Raw genomic sequence first — 15022 nt, 5'->3', positions numbered from 1 at the left:
GGCAAGCACCACGCACCTTCCGGGCCCCCATTTCCGTAGTCCGTGAAGGCCACCTTTGCGGGGCTGAGCGCCGGTAAGGAGGCCTTCACGGCATTGGGTATCCCCCTTACCGCGCCCCGCACGATGATCGTTTCGGAAAACGTCGTGCCGGTGAAACGCGGCCGGAGCGTTGGAGTAACGTGTCCGACCTCACGGAGGGGGAGAGGTGCAGGGGGACGGAAGTGCCGGCGTTCCGGTTTTCGGTGCGCCGTGGGGAAAATCCGCAGGCCGGACGGCGTGTCATCCGCTGATCTGTCATCTGCTCGACACCGCCGCGGTCGCCAGAATACTGGCTCCCGTCCTGCTGGGCGCGCGGCGCTGGCGCGTGCTGAGGGAATCGTGTGCGTCGCTACGAGATCCGCTGTCGTGGGTGGCATTACTGTGCGGTATTCACGACATAGGAAAGTATTCGCCGACTTTTCAGTCGCTCAATTTCCCGCTCGCCGTCACCCGGCTGGGGCCGTGGGCAGTCGGCGACCTCACCCTGATGCGCAAGCCCGCCGGCGTGTCCGGGCGGGTCGACACGCCGCACGGTCTGCTCACCGCCCAGCACGTGAAGGATCTTCTGCTCTCGTGGGGCGCGACACGGGAAACGGCGATCGCCGTCGCGGTGGCGCTGGGCGGGCACCATGGGCATTTCCCGGCGAGCAGCAGCGTCGCGCAGGCGCGCAGCGAGCGCAACGCCCATGGCGAGGTGGTATGGGCGCGGCGGCGCACGGAGCTGGTCGGAGAAGTGGTGCGGCTGTTGGGGCTGCACGACCCGCGATCGCTGCCCTGGCACGAGATCCGGCTGTCGCTGGACGCGCTGACCGGGCTCGCCGCGCTCGCGACGGTGAGCGACTGGATCGCCTCCGACGAGGCCGTCTTCCCGCCTCCGGAAGAAGACTTCGACCTGACCGTCTATGCCAAGGACACGCAGGTGCGGGCCGAGGCCGCGGTGGCGAGGCTCGGGATGACGCACTGGCGGCCGCCCGCGCGGACGACGTTCGCCGCGCTGTTCCCCGGTCCGCCGTTCCCGGTGCAAGCGGTGGTCGAGCGGGCGACCGAAGGGATTTCCGGCCCGGTCATGCTGCTCGTCGAGGCGCCGACCGGTGAGGGCAAATCGAAGGCGGCCTTGCAGGCGGCGGCCACGATGGTGCGCCGGCTCGGCATGGCGGGCGTCTACGTCGCGATGCCGACGCAGGCGACCAGTAACCAGATGCGCGCCGTCATCGAGGCCATGCTGGCGGAACTCGGGGACGAGACACCGGTGCACCTGGCCCATTCCGGAGCCCGCGACCACCTGGTCACCCGGCCCAGCGACGTGGGGCACGACGACCCGCGGGACGTCGCGGCGCAGGCATGGTTCACCCGGAAGCGGAACCTGCTCGCCACACTCGACAGCGGGACCGTCGACCAGGCACTCAAGGGCGCGATCCGGTCGGGCCACGTGTTCGTCCGCCTCGCCGCGCTGGCGAACAAGGTCGTCGTGTTCGACGAGGTGCACGCCTACGACGTCTACATGTCGACACTGCTGGAACGCTTGCTGATGTGGCTGGGCGCCCTGGGAACGCCGGTCGTCCTGCTGTCAGCGACACTGCCCGCGAAACGGCGTCACGACCTGCTCGCCGCGTGGCAGGCTGGAATCCGTGGCCGCCATCCCCGGGAAATCGCGGACACGCCATCCACGCCTTACCCGGCCGTCATCATCGCCGACAGCGAGAACGTCGCCGCGCACGCCGCCGATGTGTCGCCAGTGAACAAGGACCGGGTAATCCACTTCGGGCACGTCGCCGACGCGGACGTCGTGGACTGGCTGCTCGCGCACGCGATGCGCGACCGCTGTGTCGTGGTGATCCACAACCTCGTCCGGCGCGCCGTCGCGACGTACGACGCACTGGAGCAGCGCATCGCCTTGCTGCCCGAGGACGAACGCCCGGCGCTGATCGCCGTCAACGGCACGCTGCCCGCCGGGCAACGGCAGTCGGTCGAGGAGCGGTTGCGCGATTACTTCGGCCCGGGTGGTAACCGGCCACGCCGGGCGATCGTCGTCGGTACGCAGGTCCTCGAACAAAGCCTCGACCTCGATTTCGACGGTATGCTCAGCGATCTGGCCCCGATCGACGCGATGATCCAGCGCGCGGGCCGGGTCCACCGGCACAGACGGGACGTCTCGCGCGGTCCGCGGGTACTGGCCGTCACAGGAGTCGCCGACACACCCAGCGGACCGGTGTTTCCCCGGTACCTGAGGGCGGTCTACGCGCCGATCGTGCTCATGCGTACCTGGGCACTGCTGAAGGATTCGACGCGGATCGAGTCCCCTGTGGACATTCCCGGCCTCGTCGACCGTGTCTACGGCGAACGCGTCGAATGCCCCTCGGGATGGGAAACGATGTGGCACCAGGAAAGCGAGAACTTCAAGGACCTGACAGCGAAAGACAGGAAGGCCGCACAGACGAGGTACCTCCCGCTGCCGTACGCGGTCGAAGATCTCTCTGAGCTGACGGAGCGTCCGAAGTGGACACAGACGAGAAAGCCGGGGAAGCGTCGATGACCGACGAGCTGTCCGTGCGCGTGGTACTCCTTCGTCGCGACGCATCCGGCGCGACGGTTCCGTTGTACCGGGCGGAATCCGGCGATCTCCGCGAGTCCGCGACCACTCTGGTCGCGCCGGTCAACGTTCCCCATGCGGTGGTGCGGGCGGTGCTCGGCACAGCGGTCCCCGCGGAATTCGCGGACGATCCGTGGCTCGACCGGCACCGGGTGCTGGTCTTCGCCGGCGGCCGGTGCCGGATCGGCGGTCATGAGCTGCGGTACCACGAGAAGTTCGGCGTCTACGCGAGCGAGGAGGAGTCATGATCCCGTCCTTCGACGTCAGCGCCGAACCGTGGCTCCCGGTGGTCGGCTTCGATCACGCGCTGGAGCAGGTGAGCCTGCGGGAAGTGCTGTCGCGCGCCCACCGGATCCGCCGGATAGCCGGGGAGACCCCGCCGATGACGGCGGCGCTGTACCGGCTCGTACTGGCGCTGTTCCACCGGGTCTACGGGCCGGAGCGGAGGCAGGACTGGGGTGCACTGTGGACACTCGAAACCTTTGACACCGCACCGCTGACGGCATACTTCGACGCGAACGCGAAGCAGCTCGACCTCTTCGACTCCGAACGGCCGTTCCTGCAATGCCCGGAGCTGCCCGCGGAGCGGAAGGCCAGTGTCGCGAAGCTGATCCCGCACCGGTCCGTCGGGAACAATGTGACGCTGTTCGATCACACCACCGCCGAGGACCGCGTCGAGCTGACACCGGCCGAGGCCGCCCGATGGCTCGTCACCGCACAAGCCTTCGATCCGGGCGGGATGAAAACGCCGTACCTGAAGGAAAAGAACTCGGTGCGTGCACCGTGCTCCGGCCTCGGTGTGGTGCTCGTCGAGGGCGCCACGCTGAAGGAGACCTTGCTGCTCAACGCGGTACGGTACGCCCCGGACGCCGAGAAGCCGCCGTTGACGACGGCCGAGGACGCGCCCGCGTGGGAACGGGAGCCGCCTTCGCCGCATCCCGGTTCCCGGAACGCGCTGGGCTGGACGGATTTGCTGACCTGGCCCGCCCGCCGTATCCGATTGCTGCCGGAAATCGCCGACGGCGTCCCCGTCGTCGCCGAAGCCGTGCTGACGCCCGGCGAACGCCTCATCGACGAGCTGCCGGACGTCGAACTCATGGCGGCGTACCGGACACCGGTGGGAGCCAACGGAAAACCGAAGCCCGGCGCGCCGATGCTGCCGCTACGGCTGCATCCCGTGCGCGGGATCTGGCGGCACAGCGTCGAGTTGCTGCTCGAAGACAGCTGGGCCGAGGAGCGGACCCGGCAGCGTCCGCGGGCGCTCAAGCAGATCGCCGAACTCGTCGAACACGAGCACATCCCGCCGGACACGCTGTACACGCTGCGCGTGTTCGGCCAGCAGCTGGACGCGAAATCCTCGGTTGTCGAGGGATATCTCGAAGAGGAGGTCCTCGCGCCGGTCGCACTGGTGCGGGCGACCGACGAGGCGCTGGCCGGGTTGATCGGCAGCGCGATCCAGCTGGCCGACGAGGCGGGCGCGGCGCTGCGTTCCCTGCAGGGCGAGTACCACAAATCGTTGCGTGCCAGGCCCGACGTGACCCTCGACCTCGCCTACTGGCCTGCCCTGCCGCAGCCGTTCGCCATTTTTCTCCGCGAGGTCAACGACGCCCGGCTCAAGGGACTGCCCGAGGCTCGGGCAGCCGCGACGTGGAAACGCGAGGTCACGCTCATCGCCGAGCGCGCCGCCGAGGACTGGGCCGCCGGAGTCGCGGCGGGAGACCGCAATCTCAGCATGCTCGGGAAGGAACACGCCGCGTTCCGGCTGCGGCTGGCCAGGATCGCCAGGACCTTCGACGCGCACACCGCCAAATACCTCACGAAGGGGCCGAACCGGTGAGCACCTCGGTCGCGCAGCGGCGCGACACCTTCGTCAAAGCGTTGTACGCCTTGCACAACGGCGCCGGCTCGGGCATTCCCCGGTACCAGTCGGAGTGCCGCCGGACACTGGCGCGCCTGCGGCGGAGCCTGGTGGGGCCGCGGCAGCAGAGCGAGGCGTACGAACTCGTCTTCCGCCATGACCCGCCGGAGTCCGAACAGGACATCTGGCTGCTGGTAGCCGGTTTGTTCGCCACGCATCCCCAGCCACATCGCCGTGGCGACCGGTCGCTGGGGACCTCGATACGGGCGCTGCGCGAAAAACGCGGCGAGTCCGTGACCCGGCGGTTCGAACAGCTGCTGGGCCGCGAACGCGACGCCCTGCCGCATCACCTGCGGCAGCTCGTCCGGCTGCTGGCCTCCGACGACGTCCCGGTCAACTACGGCGCCCTCCTGGACGATCTCGTGATCCTCCTCGGCGACGACTACCGCGAACCCGCCGCGCACCGCGTCCGGCTGCGGTGGGCGCGGGACTTCCACAGCCCGGCGCCTGCCCCGGCCGCCACCGCCCGAACCATCCCGGAGACCCTGTGATCATCGAACTGCACCTGCTCCAGTCCTTTCCGGTCAGCAACCTCAACCGGGACGACGTCGGCCAGCCCAAGACCGCCACGTTCGGCGGCAGCACCCGCGGCCGGATCTCCAGCCAGTGCCTCAAAAGGTCCGCCCGGCTCCTGTTCACCGAACACGGGCTCGGCGAGCAGGAGACCGGCGTGCGCACGAAGCGGCTGCGCGACGGCGCCGTGAAGCTGCTCGCCGAGCGAGGGCGCGACGAGCAGGCCGCGCCCGCCGTGGTCACCGCGGGCCTCGAAAACCTCGGCTTCGGCGTCGACCAGGCCAAGGGACTCACCGAATACCTGATGTTCGTCGGCAGGGAAGCGGTCGAGCACCTCGCCGCCTACTGCGACGGACACTGGGACGGGCTGGCGGCCGCCGCGGCGGCCAAGGACGGCAAGAAGAAACCGGCGAAGGTCAAGCCGGACAAGGACGCTCTTGCCGAAGCCCGGCGGATGCTGGACGCGACCCGGGTCGCCGACGTGGCGTTGTTCGGCCGGATGATCGCGGACAACAAGGACTTCAGCGTCGACGCCGCGTCCCAGGTCGCCCACGCCCTGTCGACCCACGCCGTGGCGACCGAATTCGACTTCTACACCGCCGTCGACGATCTGAAACCGGACGCGGAAGCCGGCGCGGACATGATCGGCACCATCGACTTCAATTCCGCCTGTTACTACCGCTACGCCAATCTCGATCTCGGCCGGTTGCGGGAGAACCTCGACGGGGACGAGGAACTGACTGCACGCTCGGCGCAGGCGTGGCTCGGCGCGTTCATTCATGCCGTGCCCAGCGGGAAACAGAATTCGATGGCCGCCCGCACGATGCCCGACACGTTGCTCGGCGTCGTGCGTGACGCGGGTGCCTGGAACCTCGCCAACGCCTTCCTCACCCCCGTGACCGGCACCGACCTCATGGCCGAGTCCACGGCCCGGCTCATCCGGCATTTCCGTCAGCTGCGCGGGTTCTACGGCGACAGCGGCATCCGCGCCGCCGTCGCCGCGTCGGTGACCGGCACGGTTCCCGACGCCGGGGAAACCGACCTCGCGAACTCCGTCGGCGAATTCACCTCCCGCGTGCTGACGGCGTCGAAGTACACGTCCGCCGCATGACCACGCTGACCCTGTGCTTCGACGCGCCCATGCAATCGTGGGGGCTGCGCTCGCGCGGCGTGCTGCGGGACACCGCGATGGAACCGACGAAGTCCGGTGTGGTCGGCCTGCTCGCGGCCGCCATGGGCGTCGAACGCGACGACGAGGCCGGGATCGCGGAGCTGGCCGCGCTGCGGCTGGGGATCCGCGTGGACCGCGAAGGACTTCTCGAACGCGATTACCAGACAGCGCAGAACGTCCCCACCACGCTCGGCACCGGCCATCGCACCGTGGTGAGCGAGCGGTACTACCTCGCGGACGCATTGTTCCTCGTCGCCCTCGAAGGGCCCGGCGCCCTGCTCGGGCAGCTGGCCGGCGCGGTTGTCGCCCCACGGTGGCCGTTGTGTTTCGGGCGCCGCGCCTTCGTGCCCGCCCGTCCCGTACTGAGCGGGATCCACGACGGCACGCTCGAACGGACGCTGCGGGAGCATCCCTGGCTCGAACATCCCGGCCGTGCCGCGCCCGGGAACCACCAGGAGCGGCTGGGCCTGCGGACGGTGATCGACTGCGGCGTGCGCGAGGCCGGCGCCCAGCCGCGGCACGACGTCCCGCTCTCGTTCGCCCGCACCGCCCGCCGTTTCGCCACCCGCGCGGTCCGGATCGGCGAGGTACCCCTGACCGAAGACATGATCATCACAGGAGAGCCGTCGTGTTCCTGAGCAAACTGAACGTCGACGTCCGCGCGCGTACGTTCCGCCGGGACTATGCCAACGTCCACGACATGCACCGCACGCTGATGTCGGTCTACCCCGACCCGCCCGCGACGGTCGAGAAGCGGCAGGCCCACGGCGTCCTGTGGCGCTTGGACGGCAGCCGCGGCGGGTTCGTCCAGTACGTCCAGAGCCACACCGAACCCGACTGGGCCAAGCTGCCCGCCGGGCATCTCACGGCGCCGGCCGAAGTGCGGTCGCTGCGTCCCGTGCTCGACGCCGTCACCGCCGGGCGGAAGTTCGCCTTCCGGATGGTCGCCAATCCCACCAAATGCGGCCACGAGACCCGCAAACGCATCCCGCTCCGGCTGCCGGCCGAGCAACTCGGCTGGCTGATCCGGCAGGGCGAACGCCACGGCTTCGTCATCCCCGCCGCCGGGGACGGCGGACCCGACGTCGCCGCGACGCCACTGGCGACGATCAGCGGGCACAAGAAGGAGACGAAGAAGATCACCGTCGAGCCGGTCCGTTTCGACGGCCATCTGATCGTCACCGACGCCGCCGCGTTCACCCGGGCGCTGGCCGACGGCGTCGGCAGGGCGAAGGCCTACGGCTGCGGCCTGCTCAGCCTCGCGCCGCCGCGTACCCGCTGACATCGTCCATTGTGGTCTCCTGGACGCGCCCGCGGCGGATGCGGCACGATCATCGCGGGCAGCGGGCACGAGGAGGCGCGGGAATGAACTCACCACAATGGACCGGCGGGCCGCGGCCGCCCTATGGTCAGCCGCCCTACGGCTACCCGCCGCAGCCGGGGTACCTGCCACCGAAGAAACGGCGCCTCGGACTGCTGATCACCGCGATCGCCCTCCCGGTGATCCTGCTGCTCGGCGGCGGGATCACGGTGTTCGTCATCTACCAGAACGTGCACGCCGACGGCGGCGAGCCACCGTCGAACGCCCAGCTCGGCAAGGCCTGCGCGGCGGTGAGCCCGCAGACGCTGGCCGCGCTGCGCACCACCAATCCCTATCCGCCCCTGAGTTCGCAACAGACGGGGTACACGTCGTGCGTCTGGGTGCAGACGAAGGGCCAGGACGGTCCCGGCCACCGTCAGCTGACATTCCAGGTCAGCGACAGCACCAACTACGACTCCCAGTGCGACGGCACGCCGGCCCAGCCGCCGCCGATCGGCGACATGACCTGTCTCGGCCTGAAAGGATCCGGCAGCAGCAACATCCGCCAGAGCCAGCTGCAGTTCACCAAGAACGGCAAGCACGTGCTCGTCCAGTTCGAGGGCTGGGACGTCGGCTTCCTCGGCAACACCCCGTTCACCGACGACGTCCTCGTCAAGGCGGTCACCGACGTCGGCACCGAAGTGGTCGACCGCCTCTGAACGCCGCCGCGCTCGGAGTCGGACGTGGTCCGTGAAGGCCTCCTTCACAGCGTTGAGCGCCGGTAAGGAGGCCTTCACGGCATTGAAGTCCACAAAGGACAGAGGGCCGAGGCGCGGCGCCGCCACTACCCCGGCCCGGAGTCTCAGCTTTTCCCGAGCGTACGGCCGAGAAGGGCGAGCAAGCGTTCCCAGTGACGCCGCACCGCGGCGGGATCGAACGCGGCGGTGTCGGACATCGTGAAACCGTGCACGGTGCCGGGATAGATCTCGCAACTGTGGCCGACCCCCACGGCATCCAGCGCCTGCTCGAGTTCGCCGATCGCCTCGGGCGACATATCGCCTTCGGCGAGACCGAGGTGGACTTCCGCGGTGAGTTCGGAGACCAGCCGATGCGGGCTGTCGGGTGCGTCGGTGACCAAGGGGCTGGGGTGGAATCCGGCGATGGCGGCCACCCGCCCGGGATGGGCCGCCGCGGTGCGCATCGCCAGACCCGCGCCCATGCAGTAGCCGATCGTGGCGACCCGTCCGGCGCCGGCCTCCGGCTGGGCGGTGAGGAACCCGAGGTACGCGTCGGCGTCGCGCAGGGCGCGTTCGGTGGTGTGCGCCTCGATGAAGGGCATCAGCCGCTCGAAGACCGCGGGCCGGTTTTCTTCGTCGATGTACTCGGGAAGGTCGATCACCGGTGCCGGGCCGTGCCGGTAGTAGAGGTTGGGGAGCAGCACGTAGTACCCGTGCCCGGCCAGTTCGCGGGCCATCTCGCGCAGCACGGGCCGTACGCCGAAGGCGTCCGCGTACATCAGCACCCCGGGGTGCCGCTCGCCGTCGCCGGGGAAAGCGGCGAAGGCGTCGGCTTCGCCGTCCGTGGTGGAAATCCGTAGTGTCTTGGTGGGCATGAATTCTCCTGTCGTGGTTGATGTGTGGAGCTCGTGATCAACACGACAGGGGCGGAGCCCGCGCGGCGCTCAGAAGAGCACCGGGTCACCAATCCGTGTGTGGCGCGTGGCCGTCCCGGTAGTCATCGCCGCACAGCATAGCGACGGTGTCGAAACGGCGCCTTCCTTTTCGTCGGTGGGGCATGAACACGGAAAAGATCATCGAAACCGGCGGCGTCGAACTCGCCGTCGAGACCTTCGGCACCCGGGAGGACCCCGCGGTGCTGCTGATCGGCGGCGGCTCGATGCTGTCGTGGGACGCCGGGCTGTGTGCGCGGCTGGCCGCCGGGGGCAGGTTCGTGCTGCGGTACGACCTGCGTGACCACGGCAGGTCGGTGACGTACCCGCCCGGTGCGCCCGAGTACGACCTGCGCACTCTCAGCGCCGACGCCGTCGGACTGCTCGACGCGTTCGGACTGCCGAAGGCGCACATCGTGGGCAGGACCGTCGGCGGGTGGATCGCGCAGCTCACCGCGCTGGACCACCCGGAGCGCGTCGCCACGCTCGCCCTGGTGTCGACCAGGCCGACCGCGCACGGCCCGAGCGATCCCGACCTGCCCGAGCATGCCCCCGAGGTGATGGCGTACGTGACGGGGACGCCACAGCCGGACTGGCCGGATCGGACGGCGGTGGTGGAGTACCAGGCCGGGTTCGCGCGTGCCGCGTCCTCCGGGGCTACGCATTTCGACGAAGCGTCGGTGCGCGCGGTCCTCGAACGGACGTATGACCGGGCCACCGACATGGCGTCGTCGTTCAACATCGCCGCCACCGATCCCGGCGAGCGGTGGCGTGAGCGGCTGGGCGAACTTACGGTGCCGACCCTCGTCCTGCACGGCACCGCCGACCGGTTCTTCCCGTACGGCAACGCGGTGGCGCTCGCCGCCGAGATCCTCGGCGCCCGGCTGCTCCCGCTCGAAGGCGTGGGGCAGGAGTTGCCGGGCGCCGCCTGGGACACCGTCGCGTCCGCGCTCCTGGAGCACACGGCGAGCCGAACTGAGTAGTTCCGCGGATGCGGCCGGGGCGGGCGGGTCGGCAGGCTCGAAGACATGCGTACCGACGTTTCCCTCGCGCCCGCCCTCGGCTCCGGCGAATCGAGCCTGCGTCGCAAAGCGGTCACCGGCGCGCTTCACGGCTTGCTGGCCGGACCGGCGCTGGGCGTGCTCCTCGTCCTGATCGCGGTGGCCGGGCTATGGGGCCGCACCGGGCTGGACGGTCCCGGTGTGTTCTTCCTGATGCTGCTCGTCGGCGTGACCCAGTACGGCCTCTACGCCTGGCTCGTCGTCACCGGCGCGGCGGCGCTGGCCGCGGCCTTCGGCCCCGCGCACCGGGCTCGGCGTCGTGCGTGGCTCACCGCCGTGCTCGCTTTCGCGGTGTATGTCCTGGCGCTGGCCGGAGTCCTGATCTTCTGGCCGTGAGAGCCGTACATCGCGGTCAGCCGAGCATGCGCAGGATCTCGCCGACGATCAGCTCCGGCTCGGTGAACATCACGAGGTGGCCGGACTTCGACGCCTCGACCAGCCGTCCGTTCGGCAACGCGTAGGCGGTACGCCGGTGTGCCGCGGTGATCGCCTTGCGGGTGCTCGCGGTCAGCCGCGTCGAACGCATGCCGGTGATGACGCTGACGTCGAAGCCGTCGAGCACCGGCGGCCGGTCCCGCAGCCCGCGCAGTTCGCCGGGGAACGGCGCCATTTCGGCGAGCATCGTGCCGACGGCCCGCGGGGTGAAGTCCTCGGCCCGGTGATCGGTGACGACGTCGGCGGGCTGGACGCGGCCCGGTTTGCTGCCGAGTAGCCGGTAGAGCCCGAGCCGGGCCACCGGCGGCAACGCGAACCGCATCACCCGATGCCGTTTCTCCGTCGCGGGAGTGAAGAACAGGTCGCAGTTCTCGTCGCTCTGGTCCACCAGGACGAGACCGCGGACGCGGTCCGGATCGGCCGCCGCGGCGACGCGCACGATCGGCCCGCCCCAGCTGTGGCCGACCAGGATGAACGGGCCCGGCCCGAGCGCGGTCAGCAGCGCGCCGAGGTCACCGGCGATCCGCTCGAGCGTGCGTGGCCGGGGATCGGGGTCGCTGCGGCCCGTTCCCGCCCGGTCGTACACCACCGCGCGGACGTGCCCGGCGACGGCCGGTTGCACGAGACCCCAGGTGGACCGCGAGAAGCCCATGCCGGACTCGAACACCACGACCGGACCGCCGGTACCGCGCTCCATGTAATGCAGCCTGCGGCCGTCGTCCAGCGGCACGAATCCGCTCGTGCCGAACGTGTGGGTGCTCGCCGTCATCCCGCCTCCCGCCATCAAGTAAGGCTTACCTTAGTCCAGAGTGGAACGAATTCGGCGGCCGGTGCTGTCGATCGCGGGTGCCGCCGTTCGCCGTAGGGGAGGAAGGCATCGGTACGAGCGAAGGAACGACATGCGCAAACTGAAGGTGATCACGTTCGTGACCCTGGACGGGGTCATGCAGGCGCCCGGCGGCCCCGACGAGGACCGCGAGGACGGTTTCGACCACGGCGGCTGGGCGGTACCGCACATCGACGAGGGGATCCTCCGGCTGATGACGGGGCTGACCGCCGAGGCCGGCGCGTTGCTGGTGGGCCGCCGGACCTACGACGTCTTCGCCGCCACCTGGCCGCTGGCCGAACCGGGCGACCCGATCGGCGACCGGATGAACGGCCTGCCCAAGTACGTCGCGTCGCGGACACTGGACACCGTGTCGTGGCGGAACTCGACACTGCTCACCGGTGACCTCGCCGACGCGGTCCGCGAGCTCAAACGCGGCGACGGGGCCGAGATCCAGGTCCACGGCAGCGGCGACCTGCTCCAGACACTCCTGGCACACGACCTCGTCGACGAGCTTCAGCTGCTGGTGTTCCCGGTGCTCGTCGGCTCGGGCAAGCGGCTCTTCGGGACCGGGACCGTCCCCGGCCGGCTCCGGCACGAGTGCACCACGGTCTCCGACAGCGGCGTCGTGATCAGTCACTACGTCCGGGACGGCGAGGTCGAGTACGGTGCGATGGGGCCGGAAACCGGGAACTGGTGACGGGACGGACGATGCCGCAGTACGCGATTCTGATCTACGAAAAGGAAACCCCGGGCGGCATGGCCGACATCCCGCCCGAGGTGATGGAAGCGAACCTGGCCGCCGGGCCGAAGATCGCGGAGATGGGCGTGAAGGTCGTCCACGAGCAGGCACTGCAGCCCAGCGCGGCCACCCGCACGATCCACCGCGACGGCCTGGTCACCGACGGTCCCTTCCTGGAGACCAAGGAGGTCATCGCCGGGTTCTTCGTGGTGGAGGCCGCCGATCTCGACCAGGCGATCGCCGTCGGGAAGCTGCTGCCGATCATGGACGGCGCGGTCGAGGTCCGGCCGCTGCTCGAGATGTGACCCCGGCCGAACGGGCTGTCGCGGACGCGCACCGTCGTGAGTGGGCCACCGTGCTCGCCGCGACGGTGCGTGTCACCCGCGATCTCGATCTGGCCGAGGAATGCGTCCAGGACGCCTATGCCGACGCGCTGGCGGCCTGGGCACGCGGTGGCGTCCCGGCCCGGCCGGGAGCCTGGCTGACCACCGCGGCCCGGCACAACGCGCTGGACGCGATGCGCCGGGCCAGGACCTTGCGCACGAAACTGCCGCTGCTCGTCGAGCCCGTGGCGGTCGAAACGGTGCTCCCCGAGGATCCGGTGGTGCGGGACGACCGGCTGCGGCTGGTGTTCCTGTGCTGCCATCCGGCGCTGTCCGCCGAGGCGCAGGTCGCGCTCACCCTGCGGCTGGTCTGCGGTGTGTCCACTCCGGACATCGCGAAGGCGTTCCTGGTCGCGGAAACGACCATGGCCGCCCGGCTCACCCGCGCGAAGAAGAAGATCGCGGGGGCACGGATCCCCTTCCGGCTCCCCGCACCGGCCGAGCTGCCGCGGCGGCTGGATGCGGTCCTCACCGCGATCCACCTGCTCTTCACCACCGGGCACACCGCGCCGACCGGCCCCGCGCTGGCCGACGACGACCTCGCCGAGCGCGCGCTGGCGCTGGCCCGGGTGCTGCGGGGTCTGATGCCCGGTGAACGCGAGGTCTCCGGCCTGCTCGCGTTGTTGCTGGCCAACCACGCTCGCCGCGCCACTCGGTCCACTGAGGACGGACAGCTCGTGCGGCTGGCCGATCAGGACCGCGCGGCCTGGGACCGGCAGGCCATCGCCGAGGCGGACGCACTGGTCGTCGAGGCACTCCGCGGCGGTGATCCCGGCCGGTTCGCCCTCCAGGCCGCCATCGCGGTGCTGCACGCGGCCGCGCCTGCCTACGAGGACACCGACTGGGCACAGATCCGTGAGCTCTACGACGCACTGGGGAAGGTGTGGCCCTCGCCCGTGGTCGCACTCAACCGGGCCGTGGCGGTCTCGATGGTCGACGGCCCGGCCGCCGCACTGGCCGAAATCGAAAACCTGGAAGGGGATCCGCGCCTTTCCGGATATGGTTACCTGCCCGCGGTCAAGGCTGACCTGCTCCGCCGCCTCGGCCGTGACGCCGACGCAGCGACGGCGTACGAACAGGCTCTCGCCCTGACCGGCAACGACGTCGAACGCGCGTTCCTCGCCGGGCGTCTCGCCGAGCTGCGCTGAGTGTCCACAGAAGACTGTCGGGAAAGGACAGCGGATGGCCGGTGTGTTTCCGCCGATCGAACCGTACGACCACGGACTGCTCGACGTCGGCGACGGTAACCGCGTCTACTGGGAGACCTGCGGGAACCCGGCCGGGAAGCCCTTGGTGATGCTGCACGGCGGCCCCGGCCAGGGCTGTTCACCGCAGATGCGGCGGATGTTCGATCCCGAACGCTATCGGGCCGTGCTGTTCGACCAGCGGGGCTGCGGACGCAGCGTGCCGCACGCGAGCGACCCCGCCACCGATCTGCGGCACAACACCACCGATCATCTCGTCGCCGATCTGGAACGGCTTCGCGCGCACCTCGGCATCGACCGCTGGCTGGTGACCGGTGGCTCGTGGGGGAGCACACTGGCCCTCGTCTACGCGCAGCGGTATCCGCATCGCGTCTCGGAGATCGTGGTCAGCGCCATCTCGACGGCGCGGCGTTCGGAGATCGACTGGCTCTACCGGGGCGCCGCCCGCTTCTTCCCCGAGGCGTGGCAACAGTTTTCCGGCGCTGTGCCGAACGGCGGTGACCTTCTCGCCACCTACGCGCGGCAGATGGCGGACCCGGACCCCCAGGTACGGGCACGCGCGGTGAACGCCTGGTGCACCTGGGAGGACACGGTCCTCTCCCTGGAACCGAACGCGCCCCTGACCGTCCACAATGGTCCCCCGGATCCCGGCAGCGCGGCGTTCGCCCGGCTCACCGCGCACTACTACTCCCACGCCGCCTGGCTCGAAGAGAACGCCGTGATCCGCGACGCCGGACGCCTCGCCGACATCCCCGGCGTCCTGATCCACGGCCGCCAAGACCTGAGCTGCCCGGTAACAACCGCCTGGGAACTCGCCCAAGCCTGGCCCGGCGCCGAACTCCTCGTCGACGACCACTCCGGCCACCACGGCAGCCACACCAAACTCACCTGGACCCTCGCGGCCCTAGCCCGCTTCGCCACCCACTGAACCGCCCTCTGGCGCTCAGGAGATCCAGCGACGAGAACCCGCAGAGAGCATGATCGAAAGAAGCGTGAGCCCGCCGACTCCGGATTCGCGGAGTGTGTCTCCCGAAGACAAAGGCAACATCCGGACGAAACGCAACCACGGTTGGGGGTCCTTTCTCTTATACACATCTTACTCTTCCTACTACAATTCAATTTTATATCTCTTTTTTAGCCTTATCATTAAAAATGTGTTTTTGTGTTTTG

At 69.6% G+C, this 15022-nt stretch carries 16 protein-coding genes; 14 read left to right on the top strand and 2 right to left on the bottom strand.

Annotated features, from left to right (window positions below; all coding sequences use genetic code 11):
• Positions 1–205: 205 nt before the first annotated feature.
• The 8 genes from cas3 to ACFWX1_RS39325 all read left to right on the top strand — a co-directional run bounded on the left by cas3 (position 206) and on the right by ACFWX1_RS39325 (position 8250).
• The gene (cas3, locus tag ACFWX1_RS39360; RefSeq protein WP_378394951.1) at positions 206–2572 is read left to right on the top strand and encodes a CRISPR-associated helicase Cas3'; all 2367 of its coding nucleotides are present in this window, start codon (positions 206–208) and stop codon (positions 2570–2572) included.
• On the top strand, positions 2569–2877 hold the full coding sequence (locus ACFWX1_RS39355; protein ID WP_378394950.1) for a hypothetical protein: 309 nt from the start codon (positions 2569–2571) through the stop codon (positions 2875–2877). Before cas3 ends, ACFWX1_RS39355 begins: the two co-directional genes overlap by 4 nt.
• On the top strand, positions 2874–4466 hold the full coding sequence (gene casA, locus ACFWX1_RS39350; protein WP_378394949.1) for a type I-E CRISPR-associated protein Cse1/CasA: 1593 nt from the start codon (positions 2874–2876) through the stop codon (positions 4464–4466). The genes ACFWX1_RS39355 and casA overlap by 4 nt, the downstream gene beginning before the upstream one ends.
• The gene (gene casB, locus ACFWX1_RS39345) at positions 4463–5038 is read left to right on the top strand and encodes a type I-E CRISPR-associated protein Cse2/CasB (protein WP_378394948.1); all 576 of its coding nucleotides are present in this window, start codon (positions 4463–4465) and stop codon (positions 5036–5038) included. The genes casA and casB overlap by 4 nt, the downstream gene beginning before the upstream one ends.
• Positions 5035–6171 carry a type I-E CRISPR-associated protein Cas7/Cse4/CasC gene (cas7e, locus tag ACFWX1_RS39340; protein WP_378394947.1) on the top strand — a complete coding sequence of 379 codons (1137 nt, stop codon included), beginning with the start codon at positions 5035–5037 and terminating at the stop codon, positions 6169–6171. The genes casB and cas7e overlap by 4 nt, the downstream gene beginning before the upstream one ends.
• Positions 6168–6869: a type I-E CRISPR-associated protein Cas5/CasD gene (cas5e, locus tag ACFWX1_RS39335; protein ID WP_378394946.1), complete on the top strand. Its 702-nt coding sequence runs from the start codon at positions 6168–6170 to the stop codon at positions 6867–6869. Before cas7e ends, cas5e begins: the two co-directional genes overlap by 4 nt.
• A complete protein-coding gene (cas6e, locus tag ACFWX1_RS39330) occupies positions 6860–7513 on the top strand; it encodes a type I-E CRISPR-associated protein Cas6/Cse3/CasE (protein WP_378394945.1) in 654 nt (217 codons plus the stop codon). The genes cas5e and cas6e overlap by 10 nt, the downstream gene beginning before the upstream one ends.
• Before the next feature lie 83 nt (positions 7514–7596).
• Positions 7597–8250 carry a hypothetical protein gene (locus ACFWX1_RS39325; RefSeq protein ID WP_378394944.1) on the top strand — a complete coding sequence of 218 codons (654 nt, stop codon included), beginning with the start codon at positions 7597–7599 and terminating at the stop codon, positions 8248–8250.
• 143 nt (positions 8251–8393) lie between these two features.
• Here ACFWX1_RS39325 and ACFWX1_RS39320 read toward each other — a convergent pair whose 3' ends face one another.
• Positions 8394–9143, bottom strand: a complete 750-nt coding sequence (locus tag ACFWX1_RS39320; protein ID WP_378394943.1) for a dienelactone hydrolase family protein — start codon at positions 9141–9143, stop codon at positions 8394–8396.
• Positions 9144–9325: 182 nt separating this feature from the next.
• Here ACFWX1_RS39320 and ACFWX1_RS39315 point away from each other — a divergent pair, with 182 nt between their 5' ends.
• Complete coding sequence (locus ACFWX1_RS39315) at positions 9326–10183, top strand: alpha/beta fold hydrolase (protein ID WP_378394942.1); 858 nt, start codon at positions 9326–9328, stop codon at positions 10181–10183.
• A 45-nt stretch (positions 10184–10228) separates the two neighbouring features.
• Entirely contained in the window at positions 10229–10597 is a 369-nt protein-coding gene (locus tag ACFWX1_RS39310) for a hypothetical protein (RefSeq protein ID WP_378325873.1), read from the top strand.
• Between the two features lie 16 nt (positions 10598–10613).
• Here ACFWX1_RS39310 and ACFWX1_RS39305 read toward each other — a convergent pair whose 3' ends face one another.
• Positions 10614–11465 carry an alpha/beta fold hydrolase gene (locus ACFWX1_RS39305; protein ID WP_378394941.1) on the bottom strand — a complete coding sequence of 284 codons (852 nt, stop codon included), beginning with the start codon at positions 11463–11465 and terminating at the stop codon, positions 10614–10616.
• A 130-nt stretch (positions 11466–11595) separates the two neighbouring features.
• Between ACFWX1_RS39305 and ACFWX1_RS39300 the strand changes: the two genes are divergently transcribed.
• From ACFWX1_RS39300 to pip, 4 genes are read left to right on the top strand one after another with little or no spacing between them, the layout of a single operon-like run.
• Positions 11596–12222, top strand: a complete 627-nt coding sequence (locus ACFWX1_RS39300) for a dihydrofolate reductase family protein (RefSeq protein WP_378394940.1) — start codon at positions 11596–11598, stop codon at positions 12220–12222.
• Positions 12219–12569, top strand: a complete 351-nt coding sequence (locus ACFWX1_RS39295) for a YciI family protein (protein WP_378394939.1) — start codon at positions 12219–12221, stop codon at positions 12567–12569. Before ACFWX1_RS39300 ends, ACFWX1_RS39295 begins: the two co-directional genes overlap by 4 nt.
• The gene (locus ACFWX1_RS39290; protein WP_378394938.1) at positions 12566–13795 is read left to right on the top strand and encodes an RNA polymerase sigma factor; all 1230 of its coding nucleotides are present in this window, start codon (positions 12566–12568) and stop codon (positions 13793–13795) included. Before ACFWX1_RS39295 ends, ACFWX1_RS39290 begins: the two co-directional genes overlap by 4 nt.
• Before the next feature lie 34 nt (positions 13796–13829).
• Entirely contained in the window at positions 13830–14780 is a 951-nt protein-coding gene (pip, locus tag ACFWX1_RS39285; RefSeq protein ID WP_378394937.1) for a prolyl aminopeptidase, read from the top strand.
• The last annotated feature ends 242 nt before the right edge of the window (positions 14781–15022 follow it).

The sequence above is a fragment of the Amycolatopsis sp. NPDC059021 genome (genome assembly GCF_042739895.1).
Lineage (GTDB): Bacteria > Actinomycetota > Actinomycetes > Mycobacteriales > Pseudonocardiaceae > Amycolatopsis.
The sequence above is the reverse complement of the archived record's forward strand: the minus strand, read 5'-3'. Positions and strand labels throughout refer to the sequence as shown.

Excerpts from the sequence above, each read along its gene's own strand:
- ACFWX1_RS39355 (WP_378394950.1), top strand. The coding sequence starts at position 2,569 with ATGACCGACGAGCTGTCCGTGCGCGTGGTACTCCTTCGTCGCGACGCA.
- casA (WP_378394949.1), top strand. The coding sequence starts at position 2,874 with ATGATCCCGTCCTTCGACGTCAGCGCCGAACCGTGGCTCCCGGTGGTC.
- cas5e (WP_378394946.1), top strand. The coding sequence starts at position 6,168 with ATGACCACGCTGACCCTGTGCTTCGACGCGCCCATGCAATCGTGGGGG.
- ACFWX1_RS39325 (WP_378394944.1), top strand. The coding sequence starts at position 7,597 with ATGAACTCACCACAATGGACCGGCGGGCCGCGGCCGCCCTATGGTCAG.
- ACFWX1_RS39320 (WP_378394943.1), bottom strand. The coding sequence starts at position 9,143 with ATGCCCACCAAGACACTACGGATTTCCACCACGGACGGCGAAGCCGAC.
- ACFWX1_RS39315 (WP_378394942.1), top strand. The coding sequence starts at position 9,326 with ATGAACACGGAAAAGATCATCGAAACCGGCGGCGTCGAACTCGCCGTC.
- ACFWX1_RS39310 (WP_378325873.1), top strand. The coding sequence starts at position 10,229 with ATGCGTACCGACGTTTCCCTCGCGCCCGCCCTCGGCTCCGGCGAATCG.
- ACFWX1_RS39305 (WP_378394941.1), bottom strand. The coding sequence starts at position 11,465 with ATGACGGCGAGCACCCACACGTTCGGCACGAGCGGATTCGTGCCGCTG.
- ACFWX1_RS39300 (WP_378394940.1), top strand. The coding sequence starts at position 11,596 with ATGCGCAAACTGAAGGTGATCACGTTCGTGACCCTGGACGGGGTCATG.
- pip (WP_378394937.1), top strand. The coding sequence starts at position 13,830 with ATGGCCGGTGTGTTTCCGCCGATCGAACCGTACGACCACGGACTGCTC.